The sequence below is a fragment of the Roseobacter sp. HKCC-CH-9351 genome (genome assembly GCF_037830295.1).
Classification (GTDB): domain Bacteria; phylum Pseudomonadota; class Alphaproteobacteria; order Rhodobacterales; family Rhodobacteraceae; genus M30B80.
The window spans coordinates 1082575-1107725 of sequence record NZ_JBBLYM010000001.1 but is presented as its reverse complement, the minus strand read 5'-3'; the positions used below and the strand labels follow the sequence as shown (position 1 = coordinate 1107725).

Below are 25151 nucleotides of genomic sequence, written 5' to 3'. Positions count from 1 at the left end.
TGTCTCCCTGTCTTATCGTTTGTAGGATGTTTTGAAGAATGGCAGATCAACCTGCCGCATAAGATGTCGTTTGCCACGCAATTCGCCCCAGATTGGCGCATCTGCATCCGTGTCAGATTGCACCAGCGCCATAGCAATCGGGTGACCCAGGCTTGGGCTAAACCCACCCGAAGTGATCTCGCCGATTTGTGTTTGGCTTGTCTCTGACAAAAACAGGGGCACACCGCCGCGCATCGGCGCGCGCCCCTCTGGCACAAGACCGATCCGTTTGCGCGCAGCTTCACCCGCAAGATGAGAGGCAATTACCCCAACACCCAAATACCCGCCCGCCTTGGCCCCATCGGGGCGGCGTGATTTGGAAATACCCCAAGACAAGCCTGCCTCAACTGGGGAAATGGTTTCGGAAAGATCGTTGCCATGTAAGGGCAGGCCCGCCTCCATCCGCAGACTGTCACGCGCCCCCAAACCAATGGGCGCAACCTCATCCATCGCCAATAAAGCGCGGGCGAAGGCATTGCAGACGGGCACAGGCACGGAAATCTCAAACCCATCCTCGCCCGTGTAGCCAGAACGGCTCAGCCACAGCTCCGAACCTTGCCATGTCAATCTGCGCACATCCATAAAGCGCAGTGTCGCTACATCAGGCAGCAGACGCGCAAGCGCGCTTTCGGCCAGTGGCCCCTGCAAAGCCAAAAGGGCACGGTCAGTGATGACCTCAAAGCCCGTCAAATGTTTCTCAAACAGTGCCAAATCCTCGGCGCGGCGGGCGGCATTGATCACGATAACGAAACAATCTTCATAGCGCGCGATCATGAAATCATCGACCAAACCACCCGCCTCATTGGTGAGGAAACCATAGCGCTGGCGACCCTCTGCGAGGCCTTCAACCTCAATGGGCGCGATCCGCTCAAGTGCCGAAGCTTGATCTAAAGGCAGCCGCACCTGCCCCATATGCGAGACATCAAACAGTCCCGCCTTTTCGCGCGTCCAAAGATGTTCGGCCATCACGCCCGCAGCATATTGCACGGGCATAGAGTAGCCCGCAAAAGGCACGAATTTTCCGCCTAGTTCTGCGTGAAGCCCCTTAAGTGGCAGTTCCAAAAGCCCCGTGGTCATCAACCCTCCAACACCCCGAGATGTACTCGGAATCGGTTACGCCGAAAAATCGGCTGTCGATGCCCCCTCTGTCCTTTCGCCTGAGATCGTTATCCCTTCGGCGGATGCGCAACACCGCATCACTCTCCAGAGTTTTCGCACATACAGGTTCTTTTGCCTGAGAGTTTACCGGGGCGGTTGCTCCTTCGGCCTTGCGCAAGTGGCGCAATGTCTCCCTGTATATGCTTCTATCATAATTAATGCCGCGCAGAGCATCAAGAATAATCGCACCATTTACGACTATTGCGCCACAAAAAACGGCAGAACCTTCGCAGAAGCAATTAAAATTGCGCGATTTGGATATTCTCCGCCTCAAGGCGCGTGCGCAAATTACGGGCAATCTCAACCGCCTGCGGCGTATCCCCATGCAGGCAGATTGTATCAATTTGTGTGGGGATGCGGGTTCCATCCTCGGCAATAATCGCGGCCTCCTGCAACATCGCCAAAATGCGTGTCGCGACCTGCTCTGGATCATGGATCACCGCGCCTGCAATTTTGCGATCTTGCAGGCGGGCATTTGGCAAATAGGCCCGATCCGCAAAAATCTCGCGCGCGATTGGGGCGCCGATGGCAAGGGCAGCTTCTTCCTGATCTGTGCCAGCAATCACCATAACGATCAGGTCAGGATCCGCCCGCAACGCACCTTCATAGGCGGCGCGTGCAAGGGCCGCATCATCAGCCGCCATGTTGGCCAAGGCCCCATGCAATTTGACATGGCGCAAGCGCCCCCCCGCCGCGCGCGCCATCGCCATGGCAGCGCCTGTTTGATAGGTTACCATATTGGCCACCTCTGCATGGCTCATCTGCATCGGGCGCCGTCCAAACCCTTGCAAATCAGGAAACCCCGGATGCGCGCCTAAGCCCACGCCACGCGCCACTGCAGCTGCCATGGATTTTAGCATCTGATCGGGATCGCCCGCGTGAAAGCCGCAGGCGATATTGGCCGATGAAATCACATCCATCATCGCCGTATCAGCTCCCATTGGCCAAGGGCCAAAACCTTCGCCTAAATCGGCATTGAGATCGACCTTCATCCCTCGTCCTCCCCAGCGGTGACACCGCTGATCAATTGCATTGCCAGAAGATCACCTGCCTCGCGCGGGTCACGCAAAACTGGCTTACACATGGCCCCAAGTTGCGCGCGCGCAGCCTGTGCGGTGCGCTCAATCTCTACCGCCTCGCCGTGGCTGATCATCTGAAACCTGACCTCGGCCCCGCTTGAGAGTTGCGCCAAGCGCGGCAAATCACAAGGCATAACCTGCGCGATCCGTGGATAGCCCCCTGTCGTCTGGCTTTCGGCCATCAAAACATAAGGTGTTCCATCGCCTGTGATCTGGATATCCCCCTCCATCACAATATCAGAAAGGATATTGCGCGCGGCCTCAGGTGCGAAATTGGGCGCATCGGGCGCGGCCAAGCGCACCCCCATCCGATTGCTGCGCGGGTCGCGCGTGAAACTTGTATTTTGAAACGCCGCTAACAGATCAGCTCCGAACATATCACTTTGTAGGGTCGGCAAAATGCGAATGACACCGCCCGCACTGCGATCTGCCACATTTAGGGACAGGCCTGCTCGGGTCGCGGAGGATGCGCCAAAGGGCAGTTCCGCCCCCGCGCAAATTACCGCGCGTAGGCCTGCGGCCAAATGCGTTCCGCGCCCCTGCAAGATCAATGGTGGCTCAAATCCGCCTGATATATGCAGATACCCATAAACTCCGCGCATGACAGGCCCGATCTTCAGTTTCGCGCCCGCAGGCACAGCATGGGTTGCGTTCCATGCCAAAGCACGCCCGTCCAAATCCGCGCGCATCTCGGCCCCCGTCAGCGCAATGACGCAGTCGCAGGTGGCGCTAAAGACACCGCCGAACCCTGCCATCTCTAACGCTGCAAAGTTGGGCGATTGCCCTAACAAGGCCGCGCCTTCTGCCATCGCTGCTATATCTATCGCCCCGCCGCGCGACACACCTTGGGCGACATAACCGTGCCACCCCAAATCCTGCACAGTCACGGCAGGCCCTGCTTGGTGAAAAAGAAAAGTTGCCGTCATGGCAGAGCCCGCCGTACAGCACCGCCATATGGCGCGGCGGCACATGACGTCTCAAATTCCGCCTCAGAAACAGGCCGAAGTGCAATTTCGTCTCCCGCCCGCAACATGAAGGCGGGGTCACGCGCGGGGTTAAACAGGCTGAGGCCCGTTTGACCAATATGCAGCCAGCCCGTTGGCGATGGCACGGAAAACAGAACAATCTGGCGAATTGCTGCAACCAACGCCCCTTTTGGCACCTGCGGATTTAGGGTTGCCTGTCTTGGGAAGTCCCAATTGGGTGGCAACTCTCCCAAATAGGGCTGTGACGGCGCAAACCCGATTGCCTGAACCCGAAGCGGGGTTGCACACAATTCTGCAACCGCCTCAGCCTGACTGACACCTGCGAACGAACAAGCCTGTTCGAATTCTGGGCCATATGCACCGCCAAAACAGGCAGGCACCTCCCAAAGCGCGCGCCCCTGAGGCAGGGATGCAGCATACCAATCGCGCTGCTTAAGAACCGCCGCGAGATCCTCGCGGAGTGCTTCAGGGGATACAAGCAGCGGGTCATACCGCAAAAGGACAGATTGCAGGGCGGTTGAGACTTCCAAAACCCCCGCCAGACCTGCCGCAGTCACCTCAGCAGCAAAGGCAAGGCTTGCGCGATTGCCTGCTTCGCTCAATTGATCGCCAAAGCGCACAACCAGTCCAGCATAACCCGTCTGGCAAATCTCGGGGAATTTTGGCGGTTTTGCGGCTTGCGCGTTCACGAGAACCTGAACCTTTCTATTTGCCACCCCAATGGTGATTAGGGTGGCATGAAAAAGGCAGTGCTTTCAACAGGCGCTTACAGCGTGGGCTTGTTTTGCAACAACTGCAAAAGATCGGCCATTTCAGGCCCGCGCTCACGCCCTGTCACAGCTTTGCGCAGCGGCATGAAAAGGGATTTCCCCTTGCGTCCCGTGGCGTCTTTCACCGCGTTCGTCCAATTCGACCATGCCTCTGGCCCGTAAGGTGGCTCAGGCAGCAGGGCGAGGGCCTCGGCAATGAATGCTTGATCCTCTGCGTCTACCAATGGGGCCGCACCATCACGGCACAGCTGCCACCACCCCGCCAGATCATGCAGCGTGGTGATGTTTTCACGCGTCACCTGCCAGAATAGGGGTGCGAGATCATCTGGCACCCCCGCAGCCCGCACCGCATCTGCCACCACGCTTAAATCTTGCGCTGCCAGAATGCGTGCGGTCAGCGGATATAAATCATCAACATCAAATTTTGTCGGGGCCGCGCCAAAATGCGCCAAACCAAATCCAGCAGCCAACTCATCAAGACTGCTTGCAATCTCAACAGGTTGGGAGGATCCAAGCCGCGCCATCAACGACAACAACGCCATAGGATGCACCCCTGCTGCGCGCAAATCGCGCAAGGCCAAAGTGCCAAGTCGTTTCGATAACGTCTCACCCTGCGGGCCTGTCAAAAGTGAATGATGCGCGAAGTTAGGCGCAGCAAAGCCAAGGGCAGCCATAATCTGGATTTGTGTCGCTGTGTTGGTCACGTGATCCGACCCGCGCACAACATGGGTGATGCCCATATCTGTGTCATCGACCACCGAGGCCAATGTATACAAAAACTGCCCATCTTGACGGATCAAAACAGGGTCAGACAGGCTGGCCGCGTCAATCGACAAATCGCCCAAAATGCCATCCGTCCACTCGATCCGTTCTTGATCCAACAAGAACCGCCAAACGCCCATACCACGCTCCGCGCGCAATGCATCGCGCTCGGTCTCGCTCAATTTAAGCGCAGCGCGATCATAGACGGGCGGCTGCCCCATATTCAGTTGTTTTTTGCGCTTAAGATCGAGTTCTGTGGGCGTTTCAAACGCCTCGTAAAATCGTCCTTTGTCGCGCAAGTCTTGGGCGGCGGCCTCGTATCGATCAAGCCGCGCCGATTGGCGCTCCTCCTGATCCCAAGTCAGGCCCAGCCACTCCAAATCTTCGCGGATCGCATCCGCATATTCCTGCTTTGAGCGTTCGGGATCCGTATCATCAAGGCGCAAGATAAATTTGCCGCCTGTGCGCCGCGCAATCAGGTGATTGAACAAAGCCGTGCGCAGGTTGCCAACGTGCAAATAGCCAGTTGGGGACGGCGCAAAACGGGTGACTGTTGTCATGCTCGAAATCTCCTGTGTTTCAAGCGTCCCGTGTTTCACAGCCCATCAGATTTGTCCATATCACTGCGGGTGAGATGTTGCGAAATCCCATTAGCGAAAGCTTGGGCCGTGACACCACAAGGTCAGCGAATGGCGCGTGCCTTTGGTGACGGGCGTCACCCGATGCAACATGAAAGACGGAAACATCACCGCATCCCCACGCCCGCGTGCGGCAGTCACAGTGTGGTTGCTTGGCATGATCTGCAAATCCCCGCCCTGATATCCCACCCCTGCATCAAGTTGGATGACAATGGTTAATTTGCGCCGCGCGGCCAATCGGCCATCCCCAATATCGGAATGCCAATCAAAATGACCTTCGCGGCTGCTGTCATATCGGGCAACCTGTGGGCTTTCGGAAAAATCGGTGATGTCGAAATCAAACATCTCACGATTGGCCACGCGCACAAGATCAATCGCGCGCTCGGTCACCCATTCGCATCCCTCGACCTCGTCCAACCAAACCAGATCCGCACGGCGCACATTATGGCGCTGCGCTTGTCCCACCAGTTTCGCATCGCGGGTAGGGGCAGACGCGATCTGATCCAAAATACGCAGACATTCAGCCTCGGTGAATGCCGCGGGGGCAGCGTAAACATCCATCATGTCAGAAACCCATCGCACCACCCTGCCCCGATCCCAATGATCGGCAGGAGGCACCAATAAGCTATGTGCAAAATCCCACGGGTTTGGGAAGCCCCAAAATGATCCTCACAATTGATCAAGCCGCGCCAAATTGGCCTCGGCTGTCTCAAGGGTTGCGGCGCGTGTATCGGCATCCATCTTGGCCCAAACGCGATACATTTGCGCCATACGCGGATTTTTTGCGAATTTTTCTTTGTTTCGGATCAAGAAATGCCAATAGAACGCATTAAAGGGGCAGGCTTGCGCCCCAATTTTTTCTTTCACCTTATAAGCGCAACGCCCACAATGATTTGACATCTTATGGATATAATTGCCGCCCGAGACATATGGTTTTGAGGCCACAATGCCGCCATCGGCGAATTGGCTCATCCCAATCACATTGGGAGCTTCGACCCATTCAAAGGCATCGGCATAAACCGCCAGATACCATTCATGCACCTCTTTGGGATCAACCCCCGCAAGAAGCGCAAAATTCCCCGTCACCATCAAGCGTTGGATGTGGTGCGAATAGGCATGGTCACGCGTTTGCAGGATCGCATCCCGCAGACAGGCCATGTCCGTATCGCCCGACCAGTAAAACGCAGGCAAGCTACGGCTATGCCGAAGCGCGTTGCGCGATGTGTAATCTGGCCCCTCAAGGAAATAAATGCCGCGAATATATTCACGCCAACCAATGATCTGGCGAATGAACCCCTCGACCGAATTTAGGGGCGCCGTTCCTTTGCGGTAGGCTGCCTCAGCCGCCTCACAAATCTCGCGCCAATTCAACAGCCCAATGTTCAAATACATCGACAAGATCGAATGGTTCAGAAACGCCTCGCCCTGCACCATTGCATCTTGATACCGCCCAAAATCAGGGAGGCGGTTCTGGATGAAATCTTCTAACGCGACCAAAGCCTCGGCGCGGGTTGTCGCAAACCAAAAGGGGCGCAAGCGGCCAAAATGTGCGCCAAATCGCAACTCAACCAGATCAAGCACCTCAAGGACGGTTTCATCTGGTTCAAATTGCGGGGGCATACGATTGGACAGCCCCTCCTTTGGCGGTTCGCGATTGTCATGGTCGAAGTTCCATTTTCCCCCTTCAGGGTGATCACCCGCCATCAAAATCCCTGTTTTGCGGCGCATTTCGCGGTAAAAAAACTCCATTCGCAATTCTTTACGCCCTTCGGCCCAATCGGCGAATTCTGAGGCATGACACAAAAAACGATCATCAGGAAATTGATGAACGGGGATTGGGCAATCCTCCAAGGCGGCAATCACGCGCCATTCGGCAGGGGCTGTGGCAATCGCCTCTTGTGCGCCGGTTTCAGCAGCGCGGCGGATGACTTCACCCACCAAGGATTGCGCATTTTGCGCATCGTCAAGGCGGGTGTATGCGACAGTCCAGCCATCATTCCGCAATTCTTGCGCGAATTTGCGCATTGCTGCAAAGATCAAGGCAATTTTTTTGGGATGATGCGGCACATAGCTCGCTTCATCCCACACTTCAGCCATGACCACGATGTCGCGGGATTTATCTGCTTCGCGCAACGCCACGATAGCGGGACTTAATTGATCCCCTAAAATCAGGATCAAGCGGGGCGGGGAATTCACCATGGCACAGGCTCGCCTTTCCAATCGAAAAACTGGCCTGTTTGTGCGGAACCGATCCCTGCCAAAACACGCGCGATATTCGCGGCGGCCTCCTCGGGCGCAACGGCAGGATGGCGCCCAAGATAGTTTTCGGTGAATTTTGTGCGCACTGTGCCAGGATGTAGGGCAATCAAGGCCGCGCCTTTGTGACTGCGCGCCAATTCAATCGCCCCTGTACGCACGATCTGATTGACCGCAGCCTTTGCCGCCCGATAGCCATACCACCCGCCGGCGCGGTTATCCCCGATCGATCCCACCCGCGCGGACAAGACGGCACAGACGCCCGCGCCCTGCCGATCCATAAAGCGCGGCACATGGCGCAAGATCAAAGCGGGGCCAATGGCGTTGATCGCAAATTGCCGCGCAAGCGCGTCTGCATTGACGTGGCTTAAAGATTTCTCAGGGCCTTTGCCGTCAATCTCAAGCGCCCCTGTGGCGACAACGACCAAATCAAATGGGCCAGTTTGTGCCGCTAAATGGGCCTCGACTGTGGCAGGCGCGGTCAGATCAAAGCCGTCCTCGCGGCGCGACAGGCTAGACACCTCAGCACCACTTTCGCGATAATGGGCAACCAATGCGCGCCCGATGCCACCTGATGCGCCCACAATGAGAACGCGCTGAAATCTATTCTCTGTCATAGGGCGTGATGTAGGGGGCGGCGCAGGCGGGGCAAGTTTGACATTGGGGTGAAAAAGGGGGTTTCCATCCCTGATCTTGCGCGGCATAGTCTGCGCATCATGACCAAGACTGCGATACACATGACAGCGATGCACAGCCGCCCAGCAGGCGGCCTAAACGCATTGCTAGCGCTTCTTCTTAGCCGCCTCTGAGCGTGCCAGTCGGCGCGACCGCTCAGGGGGGATTTAGCGCCGAAAGCTTCACCAAAACAAAGCATCATTGATTGACAAGGCCGCTTTGCAGATGCACAGGGCCGCAAAAGACTGGCTGGGGAGAGAACCCAATGACGAACGATAAAAACCGCGTCTTGATTTTTGACACGACATTGCGCGATGGCGAACAAAGCCCAGGCGCGACCATGAGCCATGCTGAAAAGCTCGAGATCGCAGCCCTTCTTGACGAGATGGGTGTTGATATCATCGAGGCTGGCTTTCCAATTGCCTCAGAAGGTGATTTTGCGGCTGTCTCCGAGATTGCCAAGCAAACCCAAAATGCCACGATCTGCGGCCTTGCGCGTGCGAATTTCAAAGACATTGACCGCTGCTGGGAGGCGGTTCGCCACGCCAAAAGCCCGCGCATCCACACGTTTATCGGCACCTCGCCCCAACACCGCGCGATCCCGAACCTCTCGATGGATCAAATGGCCGAGCGCATCCACGAGACGGTCAGCCATGCGCGCAATCTTTGCGACAATATCCAATGGTCGCCGATGGACGCCACCCGCACCGAATGGGATTATCTCAAGCGCGTTGTAGAAATTGCCATCAAGGCAGGCGCGACCACCATCAACATCCCCGACACAGTCGGCTACACAGCCCCCCGCGAGAGCGCGCGCCTGATTGAACGCCTTATCGCGGATGTGCCTGGCGCAGAGGATGTCATCTTCGCCACCCATTGTCACAATGACCTCGGCATGGCGACCGCCAATGCCTTGGCCGCAGTGGAAGGCGGGGCGCGTCAGATTGAATGCACCATCAACGGCTTGGGTGAGCGGGCAGGAAACACCGCCCTTGAGGAGGTCGTGATGGCCATGCGCGTGCGCAATGACATCATGCCCTATCACACCCGCGTGGATGCTAAGAAAATCATGCACATCTCGCGCCGCGTTAGCACAGTTTCAGGGTTTGCTGTGCAGTTCAACAAGGCGATTGTCGGTAAAAATGCCTTTGCGCATGAATCGGGTATTCACCAAGATGGAATGCTGAAATCGGCCGATACGTTCGAAATCATGCGCCCCGAGGATATCGGCCTCTCTGGGACATCGCTGCCACTGGGCAAGCACTCTGGTCGCGCGGCCTTGCGCGCAAAGCTCAAGGATTTGGGCTTTGAATTGGCCGATAATCAGCTCAACGATGTATTCGTGCGCTTCAAAGCATTGGCAGACCGCAAGAAAGAAGTGTTTGACGATGATATCATCGCCTTGGTGACAGATGCAGGCGCCATTGATGCCTCTGACCATCTGGAACTGAAATTCCTGCGTGTCATCTGCGGCACCGAAGCCCCCCAGAATGCGGATCTGGTGATCCGTGTGGGAGATGAAGAAAAAACTGTTGTGGCAACGGGTGATGGCCCTGTGGATGCCGCCTTTAATGCCGTCAAACAAGCCTTCCCACATTCGGCCCGTTTGCAACTTTACCAAGTGCATGCGGTGACCGAAGGCACCGATGCGCAAGCCACCGTCTCGGTGCGGATGGAAGAAGAGGGACGCATTGCAACCGCGCAATCAGCAGATACCGATACCGTTGTGGCAAGCGTGAAGGCCTATATCAACGCGCTCAATCGTCTGATCCTGCGGCGTGGGAAAGCGGGCGGCGACCGCAAGGAGGTTTCCTATCGGGACGCAAACTAAGCCAATCCTAAAATCCGCCCCACATTTGGGGCGGATTTTTGCTACAACCATCGGCGGTTTGGTAAAAACGCCCTTATTGTTCTTTACCTTACCATGGGCCTTTGCCTATATGCGGTTCAGAGGATGATCGGCTGCTAACGGGTCAACCTCGGCTGCGTAGGATGACTATTTGGGATCGCCACATTATGGCCTTTGGACTTGGACGACTATTCACTGCCGATATGGCGATTGATTTGGGCACCGCAAACACGCTGGTCTATGTGCGTGGCAAGGGTGTTGTTCTTAACGAACCCTCCGTGGTGGCTTATCAGGTCAAGGACGGCGTGAAAAAGGCGCTGGCCTTTGGCGAGGATGCCAAGCTGATGCTGGGCCGCACCCCTGGTTCCATTCAGGCGATCCGTCCGATGCGGGATGGGGTGATTGCAGATTTCGATGTTGCGGAAGAAATGATCAAACATTTCATTCGCAAAGTGCATAAAAGCACAACTTTCACTAAGCCAAAGATTATCGTTTGCGTGCCGCACGGGGCCACCCCCGTTGAAAAGCGCGCAATTCGTCAGTCCGTGTTGGGCGCAGGCGCGCGCAAGGCGGGCCTGATCTCAGAACCCATCGCAGCCGCCATTGGCGCAGGGATGCCCATCACAGACCCAACGGGCAACATGGTTGTTGATATTGGCGGCGGCACCACAGAGGTGGCGGTCTTGTCACTTGCAGATGTGGTCTATGCCCGCTCTGTTCGGGTCGGCGGCGACCGCATGGATGAGGCAATCATCTCCTATCTGCGCCGTCAGCATAACTTGCTTGTTGGGGAAAGCACGGCTGAGCGGATCAAAACAACCATCGGCACCGCAATCATGCCGCGTGATGGCAAAGGGCAAGTTATGGCAATCCGTGGCCGTGACCTTTTGAACGGGGTTCCAAAAGAGATTGAACTGAACCAAGCCCATGTGGCCGAGGCGCTGTCTGAACCTGTGCAACAGATTTGCGAGGCGGTGATGAGCGCGCTTGAAGCGACACCACCAGATTTGGCGGCTGATATCGTAGATCGCGGGGTTATGCTGACAGGTGGCGGTGCACTCTTGGGCGAACTTGATCTGGCGCTGCGTGAACAGACTGGCCTCGCCATTTCCGTTGCGGATGAAAGCCTCAATTGCGTCGCACTTGGCACGGGCAAGGCGCTTGAATATGAAAAGCAACTCCGCCACGCCATTGATTACGAGTCGTGATTGGGTCAGTCTCCTGTCTACGGGCAGAGAGGCTGAGGCGAGATGACAAGGTTATGCGGATATGGCACGGGATAGACACGAGGAAAATCTCGCCAATCCAACACGCCGCCTTTTGGTGGTCATTCTGATCATCGTCCTTTTCGGGTTCATCTTGCTGTGGCGCATTGACAACCCGCGCGCAGAACGCATCCGCGCCGCTGTGGTAGATCGCATCGTTCCCAACATGGAATGGGCTATGGCACCCGTTACTGGGCTTGCGCGGATGGTCGATGATTTCCAATCTTACGCGCGCCTCTACGAACAGAACGAACAGCTGCGCCGCGAGTTGCAACAGATGCGCGCATGGCGCGAAGCGGCGATTCAGCTTGAACAAGAAAATGCCCGCCTCTTGGATTTGAACCGCGTTCAGCCTGACCCATCGCTGACTTGGATTTCAGGGATTGTTTTGGCTGATAGCGGATCGCCGTTCCGCCGCTCAGTTCTGATGAATGTGGGCGCGCGCGATGGGGTGGAAGACGGATGGGCCGCTATGGACGGGCTTGGCTTGGTCGGACGGATCGCGGGCCTTGGGGAACGCACAGCGCGCGTTTTATTGTTGACCGATAGCAACAGCCGCGTGCCTGTATTGATCCAACCATCTGGGCAGCAGGCCTTGCTGACAGGCGACAACAGCGCCGCCCCGCTTATTGATTTCATCGAAACCCCCGAAGACATCGCCGCAGGGGATCGTATCGTGACATCGGGCGCGGACGGATTATACCCTGCGGGGCTGTTGGTTGGCCAAGTGGTCGTTGACCCAGAAAGCGACCTGCGCGCACGGCTTGCCGCTGATTTTGGTCGGCTGAATTTCCTGCGGGTCATGCGCAACCCCGATGTTGTGCCGCTCAATGACAGCGACACATTGATCGGCCCGCCCTTGCCCGAAAATGGGGGAACAGGGGATCAGATCGAAGCCGACCCCGTGCCAGAAACCGCCGCAGCACAAGACACGGAGGGGGATGGCACATGACCGACCCTTTGACCCTCCGCATATGGATTTATCGCGCTTATTATCTGGCGCTCTGCCTGTTCATCCTTCTTTGGCAAATCCTGCCTTTAGGTTTTGACGAAGGTAGTCTGCCAAGCCCCGACTTGATCACGGCGCTAACCCTTACTTGGCTGCTCAGGCATCCCAATGTTGTCCCGCTTGGGGCTATTGCCATCGTTTTCTTGATCTCAGACTTTTTGACCCACGCGCCTGTCGGCTTGGGTGCGCTGCTGATAGTCTTAGCCACCGAAAGTCTGCGCAAACGCCAACCGCAAATCGAAAACATGACGTTTCTCAGCGAGTTCGGCACTGTGACCGCCGTGATCTTGTCTGTTACTTTGGCCGAGCGGGTGCTTTTGACATTGCTTTTGGCGGATCAGCCCCCCTTTGGCGAGGTGGCCTTGCACGCGATTGTGACCATCGCAGCTTACCCCGCGCTGGTTGTGATCTCGAAATATTTACTTGGTTTGGATAGACTATCCGCCGCAGACCCAGACAATGTTTAACCATGGCCCGCAGTCAGAAACGCAAAAACCAAGATAATAACGCGCAAATGTCCCGCCGCGCGTTGGTTTTGGGTGGGCTTATGAGCACCACCTGCCTCGTGCTGGCAGGGCGCATGCGTTATTTGCAACTTGAGCGGGCTGATGATTTTCGGCTTTTAGCCGAAGAAAATCGGATCAACCTCCGCCTGTTGCCCCCTGCGCGTGGGGTGATCTATGACCGCCATGGCACAGTTCTGGCCGACAACTCGCCCAATTACCGCATCACGATGGTGCGCGAGGATGCGGGGGATGTGGATTTGGTGCTGTCGCGCTTGAGCCGCATTGTGAATATCGACCGCGCGAAACTAGATCGGGCACGTGACGAGATGATGTCCCGCCCGCCCTTCGTGCCTGTCACCATCGCAGATCGTCTATCATGGGAGGAGTTCTCTCTGGTTTCGGTCAATGCCCCCGCACTTCCAGGGATCACGCCTGATGTGGGATTGTCGCGGGATTATCCGCTTGGGGCAGATTTCTCTCACGTTGTGGGCTATGTGGGGCCTGTCTCGGACTATTATCTTGAGACGACAGGGGACACGGATCCCGTGCTGCAAATCCCCGATTTCCAAGTCGGGCGCTACAATGTCGAAGCGCGGCTTGAGGATGTCTTGCGCGGGCGCGCAGGCAGCAAGCGGGTCGAGGTGAACGCCGCAGGTCGCGTGATGCGCGAGCTTGACCGCAGTGAGGCCCAACCTGGTGCGGATGTGCAACTGACAGTTGACGCCTATCTCCAAAACTATGCCGAAGCGCGGCTTGAAGGCGAAAGCGCGGGCGCGGTGGTGATCGACACCCAAAATGGCGACATTCTCGCCTTGGCCTCAGCGCCCACCTATGATCCGAACCTCTTTGTGCGCGGCATCCCATCGTCCATCTGGGAAACGCTCAACACCGACCCCTACCGCCCCTTGGCCAATAAAGCCACGCAGGGCCTCTACCCGCCCGGATCGACCTATAAAATAGTCGTGGCCTTGGCCGCGCTAGAGGCAGGGCTAATTGATCCGTCTGACACTGTGTTTTGTAGTGGATCCCTACAGTTGGGCAATCGGCGCTTTCATTGCTGGAAGCGGGGCGGCCATGGTCGGATGGATATGGTGCAAAGCATCGCGCAAAGCTGTGACGTCTATTATTACGATCTTGCGCAACGCGTGGGCATTGATGCCATTTCAGCCATGGCCGAACGGCTGGGCTGCGGCGTGCGCCATGATGTGCCTCTTTCAGGCGTGGCAACGGGCATTGCACCCACGATGGATTGGAAATTATCCAACCGTGGCGAGCCATGGGTGATGGGCGACACGCTCAACGCGTCAATCGGTCAGGGCTTTGTTCTTAATTCACCGTTGCAACTGGCTGTGATGACCGCGCGCCTTGCCTCTGGCCTAAACCTTAATCCGCGCCTTATTCGCAGCGTACAAGGGGTGGAACCTGATTACCCTGCCATCATGCCTTTGGATGTAAATCCTGCCAATCTGGCAAAAATTCGCGATGGGATGTTTGAAGTCTCCAATGGGTCGCGCGGCACAGCCTTAGGCAGCCGCACTGTTTTGCAGGACTATTTGATTGCGGGCAAAACAGGCACAAGCCAAGTGCGCAATATCACCGCCGCCGAGCGGGCCGCAGGCGTGATCCGCAATGAAGACCTGCCGTGGGAGCGGCGCGATCATGCCCTTTTTGTGGGCTATGCCCCCGCACATGCACCACGCTATGCCATTGCCCTGATCGTGGAACATGGCGGCGGTGGGTCGGCGGCAGCAGCGCCCGTTGCGCGCGACATTTTGCTTTATGCGATGTTTGATGATCTGCCCCCGTTGGACGCCTATCCCGCAAACCAGCGCGCGGCAGTGCAGGAGCGCCATGCCGCCATGACCCTTTTGCCGCGGCGCGGCAGTCCAGATGCCCCAACATCTGGCACCACAGGGACAAGCCGCGCATGAGTTTTTCACTCTACCAGATCAATACGACACCAAGCGGGTGGCGCAAGGTTCTGTATTTCAACTGGCCGCTTGTGTTACTTCTGACCCTTGTGGCCTGCATCGGGTTTATGATGCTTTATTCGATTGCGGGGGGCTCAACACGACCTTGGGTCATTCCACAAGTGCAGCGTTTCGCGTTCGGCATGGCCGCAATGTTCATCATCGCGCTGATCCCAATTGCCTTTTGGCGGATGGTGTCATGGTTGGGCTATGCGTTCTCGCTTGTGTTGCTGCTCGTGGTCGAGTTTTTCGGCACGGTCGGTATGGGCGCACAACGATGGATTGACCTTGGTGGGTTCCGCTTGCAGCCCTCCGAATTGGCAAAAATCACCATCGTGATGGTCTTGGCCGCCTATTATGCGCGCCTCGATACCACGAAGAAATCGCATCCGCTCTATATCCTGCCGCCCCTGCTCTTGATCTTGGTGCCTGTGTTTTTGACCCTCAAGCAGCCTGATTTGGGCACAGCCCTCCTGCTGCTTTTGGGCGGTGGCGCGGTGGTTTTTGCCGCAGGCGTTCACTGGGCCTATTTTGGCGGGTTGATTGCGGCGGGCGTGGGCGCGGTCTTTGCTGTGTTCGCATCACGCGGCACATCATGGCAATTGATCAAAGATTACCAATTCCGCCGCATCGACACCTTCCTCGATCCAACCCAAGACCCGCTTGGCGCCGGATACCACATCACCCAAAGTCAGATCGCGCTTGGATCGGGCGGGTTTTCTGGACGGGGATTTATGGAAGGCACGCAAAGCCGCTTAAACTTTTTGCCCGAAAAACACACCGATTTCATCTTCACGACCTTGGCTGAGGAATTTGGCTTTATCGGTGCATCCTCCCTCCTGTTTATCTATCTACTGATTGTGGCCTTGTGTATTTGGACGGCTCTTTCCACCAAAGATCGCTTTGCCTCGCTGCTTAGCATTGGGATTGCAGCAACCTTTTTCCTCTACTTCGCGATCAATATGGCAATGGTCATGGGGTTGGCCCCCGTGGTGGGCGTGCCTTTGCCGCTCGTCTCTTATGGCGGCTCAGCAATGATGGTGCTTTTAGCAGCGTTTGGTTTGGTGCAATCGGCCCATATCCATCGTCCACGCTAAAGTGAAATTGGCGGGTTTTCCCGCCCTGCGCCCTCTGATAGCCCTAATCGCATCTCATATTTCAGGAGCAGGCCATGCCATACCCCACCATCCTTTTCGCTGCAAAATCTGAAAAATGGGCGGAATATGAACCCGCACTGCGCAAGGCATTGCAGAAGGCAGGGGTTGATACCACGGGCCTAACCACTGAAGCTGAGCCAGCTGAGGTGGATTATATCATCTACGCCCCCAATTCGGGGCTACAGGATTTTACCCCCTTCACCCGCGCAAAGGCCGTGCTGAGCCTTTGGGCAGGGGTTGAGGATATTGTCGGCAATGAAACAATCACCATGCCGCTTGCCCGCATGGTCGATTATGGCCTAACGCAAGGTATGCTCGAATTCGTCATGGGTCATGTGCTGCGTTATCACCTCATGATTGACGATTTCCTTGCAGGGCAAGATGGGGTCTGGCGCCCCAATTTGGTGCCGCCCTTGGCGCGGGATCGCAAGGTGACCATCTTGGGTCTTGGTGTATTGGGCGCGGCTGCAGCGCAAAGCCTTGCGCGGATTGGCTTTGATGTCGCAGGCTGGTCGCGAAGCCCCAAATCAATCGAAGGCATCGCGTGCTATCATGGTGAAGACGGGCTTTTTGATGCAATGCGCCATGCCGAGATTTTGGTAACACTTCTGCCCGACACCGCCGCCACGCGCGGGCTGATCAATCAAACCACCCTCGCCGCCCTGCCCCATGGGGCCAAGATCATCAACCCTGGGCGCGGCAGTTTGATCGAGGATGCCGCGCTTTTGGCCGCCCTTGATACAGGCAAGATCGCAGCGGCCACTTTGGATGTTTTCACCATCGAACCCCTGCCTGCCTCACATCCCTATTGGCGCCATCCACGGGTCACTGTAACCCCGCATATCGCCTCTGCCACAAGGGCCGAGACGGCATCGGAAACCATTGCCGAGAATATCCGCCGTGGTGAGGCGGGCGAGGCCCTCTTGCATCTGGTGGATCGCGCGGCAGGGTATTAGGCAGCAAAAAGCCCCCATCCGATGCAGCCAGAACGGGGGCGTTTCGCGGTCGTGTTCTCAGTCGTTTGTGGGGATCAGAGATCCATCAACAAACGGCGTGGGTCTTCCAGTGCATCCTTGACGCGGACAAGGAAGGTCACCGCGCCTTTGCCATCGACAATGCGGTGGTCATAGGACAACGCCAGATACATCATTGGGCGGATTTTGATCTCGCCATTGATGACCATGGGGCGGTCTTGGATTTTATGCATCCCCAAAATACCCGATTGTGGCGGGTTCAAAATCGGCGAGGACATGAGCGAGCCGTAAACCCCACCATTCGAAATGGTGAACGTGCCGCCCTGCATCTCGGCCATAGACAGCTTGCCATCGCGCGCGCGCTTGCCCTTTTCGGCAATCGCCTTTTCGATTTCGGCAAAAGACATCTGATCGGCGTTACGGATCACTGGCACAACCAGACCCTGTGGCGTGCCTGCCGCGATGCCCATATGTACAAAGTTTTTGTAGACGATGTCGGTGCCATCGATTTCAGCGTTCACCTCAGGCACCTCTTTCAAGGCGTGGATACAGGCCTTGGTGAAGAAGGACATAAAGCCCAAACGCGCGCCGTGCTTCTTTTCGAACTCGTCTTTATAGGCGTTGCGCAGGGCCATCACCTCGGTCATGTCCACCTCGTTATAGGTGGTCAGGATCGCTGCGGTGTTTTGCGCATCTTTCAGACGCTTTGCAATCGTCTGGCGCAGACGGGTCATTTTGACCCGTTCTTCGCGGGCAGCATCCTCGGCGGCGACAGGCGCACGCGGAGCGGCGGCAGGGGCAGCAGCAGGCACTGCAGCGGGGGCAATTGCGGCGTTCAAAACATCTTCTTTCATGATGCGTCCATCCTTGCCAGAGCCTTGAACAGCCGCGGGGTCAATGCCTTTTTCCGCCATCAGTTTCTTGGCTGATGGGGCATCTTCTACATCCCGACCGCTGCCTGTTGGTGCAGCGGCAGCAGAGGCGGCAGCGGGTGCTGCGGCATGGGCGGCAACAGCCGCGCCATCGGTGGAAATTACACCAAGCTGCCCGCCTGCATTGACAGTCGCACCTTCGGCCGCATCAATGCGCGCTACAACACCTGCAGCGGGGGCGGGAACCTCGACCGACACTTTGTCAGTTTCCAATTCACACAGCATCTCGTCTTGCGCGACCGTATCGCCAACCTGTTTGAACCATGTGGCGATGGTGGCTTCGGTCACAGACTCGCCCAACGCGGGAACCATAATATCGACCGATGCACCCGAGGAAGCAGCGGCCGCTGGCTTTGCGGCAGGGGCCGCTTCAGCAGCGACAGCACCCGCAGCGGCAATCGTAGCGAGCAAGGCATCAACGCCAACCGTCTCGCCCTCGCCCGCAACGATCTCGCCCAATGTGCCTGCGGCGGGGGCAGGAACCTCAACGGTCACTTTATCGGTTTCCAATTCGCACAGCATCTCATCCTGCGCGACTGTATCCCCTGGTTTTTTGAACCAAGTTGCCACGGTGGCCTCGGTCACGGATTCGCCCAAAGTGGGCACGCGGACTTCTGTCGCCATTGTCTTTACCCTTCGATCGTCAGCGCTTCGTTGATGAGCGCGGTTTGCTGTGCTTTATGTTGTGAGGCTAGGCCAGTCGCAGGCGAAGCCGAAGCGGCGCGGCCTGCATAAGTGGCGCGACTATGGGTTGCCCCAATCCGTGTCAGAACCCATTCAAGATTTGGTTCAACGAATGTCCAAGCCCCTTGGTTTTTCGGCTCTTCCTGACACCAGACAATCTCTGCGGTCTTAAAGCGCTCCAATTCCTTCATCAGCGACATCGCAGGGAATGGGTAGAACTGTTCAAGACGCAAGAGATAGACATCATCCAGACCACGCGCATCGCGCTCTTCAAGAAGGTCATAATAAACCTTGCCTGAACTGATCACGACACGGCGGATTTTGTCGTCTGATTTCAGCTTGAGATCCGAATTACCATATTGGGCATCATCCCACAGCACACGGTGGAAGGAAGACCCTGTTGTGAACTCCTCCGCCCGTGAGACGGCCTTTTTATGCCGCAAAAGGGATTTCGGCGTCATCAGAACCAATGGCTTACGGAAGCTGCGATGGATCTGGCGGCGCAAGATATGGAAATAATTGGCGGGTGTGGTGCAATTGGCCACAATCCAGTTGTCTTGACCGCACATTTGCAAGAACCGCTCAAGACGCGCGGAGGAATGTTCGGGGCCTTGGCCCTCAAACCCGTGCGGCAACAGCATCACCAATCCAGACATCCGCAACCATTTGCTTTCGCCCGATGAGATGAATTGGTCAAACATGATTTGCGCGCCATTGGCGAAATCGCCAAATTGCGCTTCCCACATGACCAAGGCATTCGGTTCCGCAAGGCTGTAGCCATATTCAAAGCCAAGCACCGCATATTCGGACAGCATCGAGTCGATGACCTCGTAGCGCGCTTGGCCCGCACGAATGTTATTGAGAGGATAATAGCGTTCCTCGCTCTCCTGATGGATCAGGCCCGAATGGCGCTGGCTGAATGTGCCACGGGTGCTGTCTTGGCCTGCAAGGCGAACTGGATATCCTTCGGTCAGCAAGCTGCCAAAGGCCAAAGCCTCGGCAGTGGCCCAATCAAACCCTTGGCCCGTGTCGAACATCTCTTGTTTCGTTTCCAAAAGACGCGCCACGGTCTTGTGCAGCACGAAGTTCTGGGGCGCGGTCACCAAGGCCTTGCCAATCTCTTTCATCGTCTTGGGCTTAATTGCCGTCTCACCGCGCTGGTAATCCTCGCCCTCACGATTGAGATGGCTCCAACGGCCATCAAGCCAATCCGCTTTGTTGGGCTTATATTCCTTACCTACCTCAAACTCGTCATTCAGACGGGCTTGGAAGGCCGCCTTCATATCTTCGATTTCACCTTCGGGGATCAGCCCGTCCTGCACCAAACGCTCGGTATAGAGCTGCAAGGTCGTTTTGTGCTTCTTGATGCGGTTATACATCATCGGATTGGTGAACATCGGCTCATCGCCTTCGTTGTGACCAAAGCGGCGATAGCAGAAGATATCAATCACAACATCTTTGCCGAATTTCTGACGGAATTCCGTAGCAACTTTTGCAGCATGAACAACGGCTTCGGGATCGTCCCCGTTGACATGGAAAATCGGCGCCTCAACCATCAAAGCAATATCTGTCGGATAGGGCGAGGAACGGCTGAAATGGGGCGCAGTGGTGAAGCCGATTTGGTTATTCACCACGATATGGATTGTGCCACCCGTGCGGTGACCGCGCAGGCCCGAAAGCCCCAAGCCTTCTGCAACCACACCCTGCCCCGCAAAGGCCGCATCACCATGCAAAAGGATACCCAAAACTTGGTGACGTTCTGTGTCGCCCAATTGATCTTGTTTGGCGCGCACTTTGCCCAGAACAACGGGGTTAACCGCCTCAAGGTGGCTTGGGTTCGCGGTCAAGGAAAGGTGGACAGTGTTATCATCAAAAGTGCGATCCGAAGACGCGCCCAAGTGATATTTCACATCCCCTGATCCATCGACATCTTCAGGCTTAAAGCTGCCGCCTTGGAATTCGTTGAAAATCGCGCGGTAAGGTTTGCCCATCACATTGGCCAAAACGCTGAGGCGCCCACGGTGGGGCATGCCAATCACGATTTCTTTCACGCCAAGCGCGCCACCGCGTTTGATGATTTGCTCCATCGCGGGGATCAACGCCTCGCCACCATCAAGGCCGAAACGCTTTGTGCCCATATATTTCACATGGAGGAATTTCTCAAAACCTTCGGCCTCGACCAATTTGTTCAAGATGGCCTTACGGCCTTCTCGGGTAAAGGCGATCTCTTTGCCATAACCCTCAATCCGCTCTTTGAGCCAACTGGACTGCTCAGGATCGGAGATGTGCATATATTGCAGCGCGAATGTGCCACAATAGGTGCGCTTCACAATCTCCATGATCTGGCGCATTGAGGCCATTTGCAGGCCCAAAACATTGTCGATGAAAATCGGACGATCCATATCCGCATCGGTAAAACCATAGCTGCGCGGATCAAGTTCTGGGTGGGGGGTCTTGTCACGCATGCCAAGCGGGTCGATATCGGCAATCAAATGACCACGGATACGATAGGCGCGGATGATCATAAGCGCGCGGATACTGTCCAAAACTGCGCGCTGCACCTGTGCATCCGTCAACTCGATGCCTGCATCTGCCGCCTTTTCGCGGATTTTCTTTTCGGCGCCTTTGACTTCGACTGCTGAGGCAGGCCACTCGCCCGTGAGCGCATGGGTCAAATCATCGGCAGGCTGCAACGGCCAGTCACCACGCGCCCAAGAGGGGCCTGCGGCCTCGGCCTTTGCGTCAGCTGGTGCATCGCCAAGCGAAGCAAAAAACGCCCGCCAACTTTCTTCGACCGAATTTGGGTCTTGCGCATAACGCGCGTAAAGCTGTTCGAGATATTCGGCATTATGCCCCTGCATAAAGCTTGAGGCGTGGAAGATATCATTCGGGCTTTGTTCAGTCATGACCGCACCTGAGAAATGGAATAGCCTCGCGCGATCAAATTGAGCGCGCGAGGCAACTGTGTTTAACCGATTGCTTTGAGAACCGCTTCACCAAGGGTTGCGGGGCTGTCTGCCACCACGATCCCTGCGGATTTCATCGCTTCGATCTTATCGTCTGCGCCGCCTTTGCCGCCGGCAACAATGGCGCCAGCATGACCCATGCGGCGGCCTGGAGGGGCCGTGCGCCCTGCAATAAAGCCCGCCACAGGCTTCTTGCGGCCACGCTTGGCTTCGTCTTTGAGGAATTGCGCCGCTTCTTCTTCCGCGGAACCACCAATTTCACCGATCATGATAATCGATTGGGTTTCATCGTCCGCCAAGAACCATTCCAACACATCCAAATGTTCGGTGCCTTTGATGGGGTCACCCCCGATGCCTACACAAGTGGACTGGCCCAGACCGACATCTGTAGTTTGCTTCACAGCCTCATAGGTCAATGTGCCAGAGCGCGACACCACCCCAACCGACCCGCGGCGATGGATATGGCCAGGCATGATGCCGATTTTGCAGGCGTCAGGTGTAATCACACCGGGGCAGTTTGGCCCGATCAGCTTGGAAGATGAATTCTCCAAAGCACGCTTGACCTTCATCATATCCAGCACAGGGATGCCTTCGGTGATGCAGATGATCAATTCCATCTCGGCATCAATCGCCTCAAGGATGGAGTCAGCCGCAAAGGGCGGTGGCACATAGATCACCGATGCGTTTGCTTCGGTCTTGGCTTTCGCCTCATGCACACTGTCAAAAACGGGCAGGTTGAGATGGGTCTGACCGCCTTTACCAGGGGTCACGCCACCAACCATTTTTGTGCCGTAAGCAATCGCCTGTTCCGAGTGGAATGTGCCTTGGCTTCCCGTGAAACCCTGACAAATGACTTTTGTATTTTCATCGACAAGAACAGCCATAAGCTCAGCCTTTCACCGCTTTAACGATTTTCTGGGCCGCGTCCGACAGATTGTCAGCCGCGATCACATTGAGGCCAGAAGTGTTGATGATCTCCTTGCCCTTCTCCACGTTTGTGCCTTCAAGGCGCACGACCAGTGGCACCTGCAGACCCACCTCTTTCACTGCGGCCACAACGCCTTCGGCGATGATGTCGCAGCGCATGATGCCGCCAAAAATATTCACAAGAATACCTTTTACGTTGGGGTCAGAGGTGATGATTTTGAACGCCTCGGTCACCTTTTCCTTGGTTGCACCGCCGCCCACATCAAGGAAGTTCGCGGGCTCAGCGCCATAAAGCTTGATGATATCCATCGTGGCCATTGCAAGACCAGCGCCGTTGACCATACAGCCAATCTCGCCATCAAGCGCGATGTAGTTCAGGTCAAATTTGGACGCAGCCAATTCTTTGGCGTCTTCTTCGGTCTCATCGCGCAGCGCCGCAATATCCGCATGGCGATAAATGGCGTTGCCGTCAAAACCAACTTTCGCGTCTAGCACCTTGAGGCTGCCCTCATCCGTCACGATCAGCGGGTTGATTTCCAACATCTCCATATCCTTCTCAACGAAGGCCTTATACAGGATGCCCATCAGGCTTACGCATTCTTTGACCTGCTTGCCTTCAAGGCCAAGCGCAAAGGCAATGCGGCGCCCGTGGAAGGCTTGGTATCCAGTGGCAGGATCAACAGCGAAAGACAGGATTTTCTCTGGTGTCTTTGCGGCCACATCTTCGATATCCATGCCGCCCTCAGTGGAGCAGACGAAGGAGATACGGCTCGATTGGCGATCCACCAAAAGGGCGAGGTAAAGCTCGCGCTCAATGCCCGACCCATCTTCGATATAGATGCGATTCACAACTTTGCCGACTGGGCCAGTTTGATGGGTCACAAGGGTGCGGCCCAACATCTTTTTGGCTTCGGCTGCGGCCTCTTCGACCGACTTGGCAAGGCGCACGCCGCCTTTTTCGCCCGCATCGGATTCTTTGAAGTTACCCTTGCCGCGACCGCCTGCGTGGATCTGCGCCTTGACCACCCAAAGCGGGCCGTCCAATTCGCCCGCTGCGGTTTTGGCCTCTTCGGCTTTTAGAACAACGCGGCCATCACTGACCGGTGCGCCGTATTGGCGAAGCAAGGCTTTCGCCTGATATTCATGAATGTTCATGAAACTGTCCCGTGTGTTGCTGTCGTTTCACGGCGTGTAAGCACATCCCGCCGCATAAAATAAACGGCAATCTGCCCAACAGCTAAGTTTTAAGCGCAAAATTCGACATTTGTGATCACAGAAAAAATAAGCGTGATCACAAACGGGTTTCCAAGGCAGGGCCGCGGCCTACTCGCCTTAAGAGTGTATTAACTTTGCCGACTCACCATTCATCAAAACCAAAAAAGGCGGCGCAAAGCGCCGCCTTTTAGATAAGTTTTGGAATTCTTCACTTAGATCAAGCGAGGCTCTCATCGATGCCTTTACAAGCATCCACAAGACCCTTCACGGCAGCGACAGAATTGTCGAACATCGCTTGCTCGTCTTTGGTCAGCTTGATCTCAACGATGCGCTCAACACCGCCTGCACCGATGACTGTGGGAACACCAACATACATGCCTTTCAGGCCAAACTGGCCATCACAATAGGCCGCGCATGGCAAAACACGCTTCTGGTCTTTGAGGTAGGCTTCGGCCATCTCAATCGCGGATGTCGCAGGCGCATAGAATGCAGAGCCCGTTTTCAAAAGACCCACGATTTCAGCCCCACCATCACGGGTGCGCTGCACGATGGCATCCAAGCGATCCTTCGTTGTCCAACCCATTTCAATCAGGTCAGGCAAAGGAACACCTGCAACTGTTGAGTAGCGCACAGAAGGCACCATCGTGTCACCATGGCCGCCCAAAACAAACGCTGTGACGTCTTTCATGGACACGTCAAACTCTTCCGCCAAGAAATGGCGGAAGCGCGCGCTGTCCAAAACGCCTGCCATGCCGCAAACCTTTTCATGCGGCAGGCCAGAAAATTCGCGCAAGGCCCAAACCATTGCGTCCAATGGGTTGGTGATACAGATCACAAAGGCATTGGGCGCATGATCGCGAATGCCTTCGCCAACAGATTTCATGACTTTGAGGTTGATCCCCAAAAGATCATCGCGGCTCATGCCAGGCTTACGAGGAACACCTGCAGTCACAATGCACACATCAGCGCCCGCGATATCGGCGTAATCATTCGTGCCCTTGAGCTTGGCATCGAATTTTTCAGAAGGCCCAGATTCGGCGATATCAAGGGCTTTGCCCTGCGGGGTGCCCTCGGCGATATCAAAAAGGACAACGTCGCCCAATTCTTTTAGCGCCGCGAGATGGGCAAGCGTGCCGCCAATCTGTCCTGCGCCGATCAGTGCAATCTTAGGTCTGGCCATGAGAAATGTCTCCGGATCCGTGTTGAAACTGAAGCGACCCCTACATCCGCCCCTGCCTCGTTGCAAGTCTCTGCGCTGCGGCACAAAGCGCATGACGCACCATATGCGGCCCGAGCATCGGGGGTTTCCCTTCACTCAAAACACTGTATTTTGG

The 25151-nt window shown here is 56.2% G+C and carries 20 protein-coding genes and 2 riboswitches; of the genes, 7 read left to right on the top strand and 13 right to left on the bottom strand.

Going from position 1 to position 25151, the window contains the following annotated elements; translation table 11 throughout:
* Positions 1-12: 12 nt before the first annotated feature.
* The 8 genes from gcvT to AAC632_RS05645 all read right to left on the bottom strand — a co-directional run bounded on the left by gcvT (position 13) and on the right by AAC632_RS05645 (position 8305).
* Positions 13-1116 (bottom strand): glycine cleavage system aminomethyltransferase GcvT, encoded by a 1104-nt coding sequence (gene gcvT / locus AAC632_RS05680; RefSeq protein ID WP_340297736.1) that lies wholly within the window; start codon positions 1114-1116, stop codon positions 13-15.
* Positions 1117-1182: 66 nt separating this feature from the next.
* Positions 1183-1248: riboswitch (glycine riboswitch) on the bottom strand.
* Between the two features lie 3 nt (positions 1249-1251).
* Positions 1252-1343, bottom strand: a riboswitch (glycine riboswitch).
* A gap of 93 nt (positions 1344-1436) precedes the next feature.
* The gene (locus tag AAC632_RS05675) at positions 1437-2189 is read right to left on the bottom strand and encodes a LamB/YcsF family protein (RefSeq protein WP_340261739.1); all 753 of its coding nucleotides are present in this window, start codon (positions 2187-2189) and stop codon (positions 1437-1439) included.
* Positions 2186-3202 (bottom strand): 5-oxoprolinase subunit C family protein, encoded by a 1017-nt coding sequence (locus AAC632_RS05670; RefSeq protein ID WP_340297737.1) that lies wholly within the window; start codon positions 3200-3202, stop codon positions 2186-2188. Before AAC632_RS05670 ends, AAC632_RS05675 begins: the two co-directional genes overlap by 4 nt.
* A complete protein-coding gene (locus AAC632_RS05665; protein ID WP_340297738.1) occupies positions 3199-3951 on the bottom strand; it encodes a 5-oxoprolinase subunit B family protein in 753 nt (250 codons plus the stop codon). Before AAC632_RS05665 ends, AAC632_RS05670 begins: the two co-directional genes overlap by 4 nt.
* A 77-nt stretch (positions 3952-4028) precedes the next feature.
* Entirely contained in the window at positions 4029-5354 is a 1326-nt protein-coding gene (gene gltX / locus AAC632_RS05660) for a glutamate--tRNA ligase (RefSeq protein WP_340297739.1), read from the bottom strand.
* 90 nt (positions 5355-5444) lie between these two features.
* Positions 5445-5996, bottom strand: coding sequence for a 2OG-Fe(II) oxygenase (locus AAC632_RS05655; protein WP_340297740.1), 552 nt, complete (start codon positions 5994-5996; stop codon positions 5445-5447).
* Positions 5997-6101: 105 nt separating this feature from the next.
* The gene (locus AAC632_RS05650; protein ID WP_340297741.1) at positions 6102-7631 is read right to left on the bottom strand and encodes a cryptochrome/photolyase family protein; all 1530 of its coding nucleotides are present in this window, start codon (positions 7629-7631) and stop codon (positions 6102-6104) included.
* Entirely contained in the window at positions 7625-8305 is a 681-nt protein-coding gene (locus tag AAC632_RS05645) for an SDR family NAD(P)-dependent oxidoreductase (RefSeq protein ID WP_340297742.1), read from the bottom strand. Before AAC632_RS05645 ends, AAC632_RS05650 begins: the two co-directional genes overlap by 7 nt.
* 323 nt (positions 8306-8628) lie before the next feature.
* On the opposite strand from AAC632_RS05645, the gene AAC632_RS05640 reads away from it, so the two are divergent.
* From AAC632_RS05640 to AAC632_RS05610, 7 genes are all read left to right on the top strand, one after another.
* The gene (locus tag AAC632_RS05640) at positions 8629-10194 is read left to right on the top strand and encodes a 2-isopropylmalate synthase (RefSeq protein WP_340297743.1); all 1566 of its coding nucleotides are present in this window, start codon (positions 8629-8631) and stop codon (positions 10192-10194) included.
* A 161-nt stretch (positions 10195-10355) separates the two neighbouring features.
* Positions 10356-11420, top strand: coding sequence for a rod shape-determining protein (locus AAC632_RS05635; protein WP_411567104.1), 1065 nt, complete (start codon positions 10356-10358; stop codon positions 11418-11420).
* A gap of 61 nt (positions 11421-11481) precedes the next feature.
* On the top strand, positions 11482-12429 hold the full coding sequence (mreC, locus tag AAC632_RS05630) for a rod shape-determining protein MreC (RefSeq protein ID WP_340297744.1): 948 nt from the start codon (positions 11482-11484) through the stop codon (positions 12427-12429).
* Positions 12426-12953: a rod shape-determining protein MreD gene (locus AAC632_RS05625; RefSeq protein WP_340297745.1), complete on the top strand. Its 528-nt coding sequence runs from the start codon at positions 12426-12428 to the stop codon at positions 12951-12953. Before mreC ends, AAC632_RS05625 begins: the two co-directional genes overlap by 4 nt.
* A 2-nt stretch (positions 12954-12955) precedes the next feature.
* Positions 12956-14923, top strand: coding sequence for a penicillin-binding protein 2 (gene mrdA, locus AAC632_RS05620; protein ID WP_340297746.1), 1968 nt, complete (start codon positions 12956-12958; stop codon positions 14921-14923).
* Positions 14920-16059, top strand: coding sequence for a rod shape-determining protein RodA (gene rodA, locus AAC632_RS05615; protein ID WP_340297747.1), 1140 nt, complete (start codon positions 14920-14922; stop codon positions 16057-16059). The genes mrdA and rodA overlap by 4 nt, the downstream gene beginning before the upstream one ends.
* A gap of 74 nt (positions 16060-16133) precedes the next feature.
* Positions 16134-17075, top strand: a complete 942-nt coding sequence (locus tag AAC632_RS05610; RefSeq protein WP_340297748.1) for a 2-hydroxyacid dehydrogenase — start codon at positions 16134-16136, stop codon at positions 17073-17075.
* 74 nt (positions 17076-17149) lie between these two features.
* Here AAC632_RS05610 and odhB read toward each other — a convergent pair whose 3' ends face one another.
* The 5 genes from odhB to mdh form a co-directional block, all read right to left on the bottom strand.
* Positions 17150-18649 (bottom strand): 2-oxoglutarate dehydrogenase complex dihydrolipoyllysine-residue succinyltransferase, encoded by a 1500-nt coding sequence (gene odhB, locus AAC632_RS05605; RefSeq protein WP_340297749.1) that lies wholly within the window; start codon positions 18647-18649, stop codon positions 17150-17152.
* A 5-nt stretch (positions 18650-18654) separates the two neighbouring features.
* Complete coding sequence (locus tag AAC632_RS05600; RefSeq protein ID WP_340297750.1) at positions 18655-21615, bottom strand: 2-oxoglutarate dehydrogenase E1 component; 2961 nt, start codon at positions 21613-21615, stop codon at positions 18655-18657.
* A gap of 62 nt (positions 21616-21677) precedes the next feature.
* The gene (gene sucD, locus AAC632_RS05595) at positions 21678-22559 is read right to left on the bottom strand and encodes a succinate--CoA ligase subunit alpha (RefSeq protein ID WP_340261770.1); all 882 of its coding nucleotides are present in this window, start codon (positions 22557-22559) and stop codon (positions 21678-21680) included.
* 4 nt (positions 22560-22563) lie between these two features.
* Positions 22564-23757 carry an ADP-forming succinate--CoA ligase subunit beta gene (gene sucC / locus AAC632_RS05590; RefSeq protein ID WP_340297751.1) on the bottom strand — a complete coding sequence of 398 codons (1194 nt, stop codon included), beginning with the start codon at positions 23755-23757 and terminating at the stop codon, positions 22564-22566.
* A gap of 277 nt (positions 23758-24034) precedes the next feature.
* Positions 24035-24997, bottom strand: coding sequence for a malate dehydrogenase (gene mdh / locus AAC632_RS05585; RefSeq protein WP_317656436.1), 963 nt, complete (start codon positions 24995-24997; stop codon positions 24035-24037).
* Positions 24998-25151 lie beyond the last annotated feature (154 nt).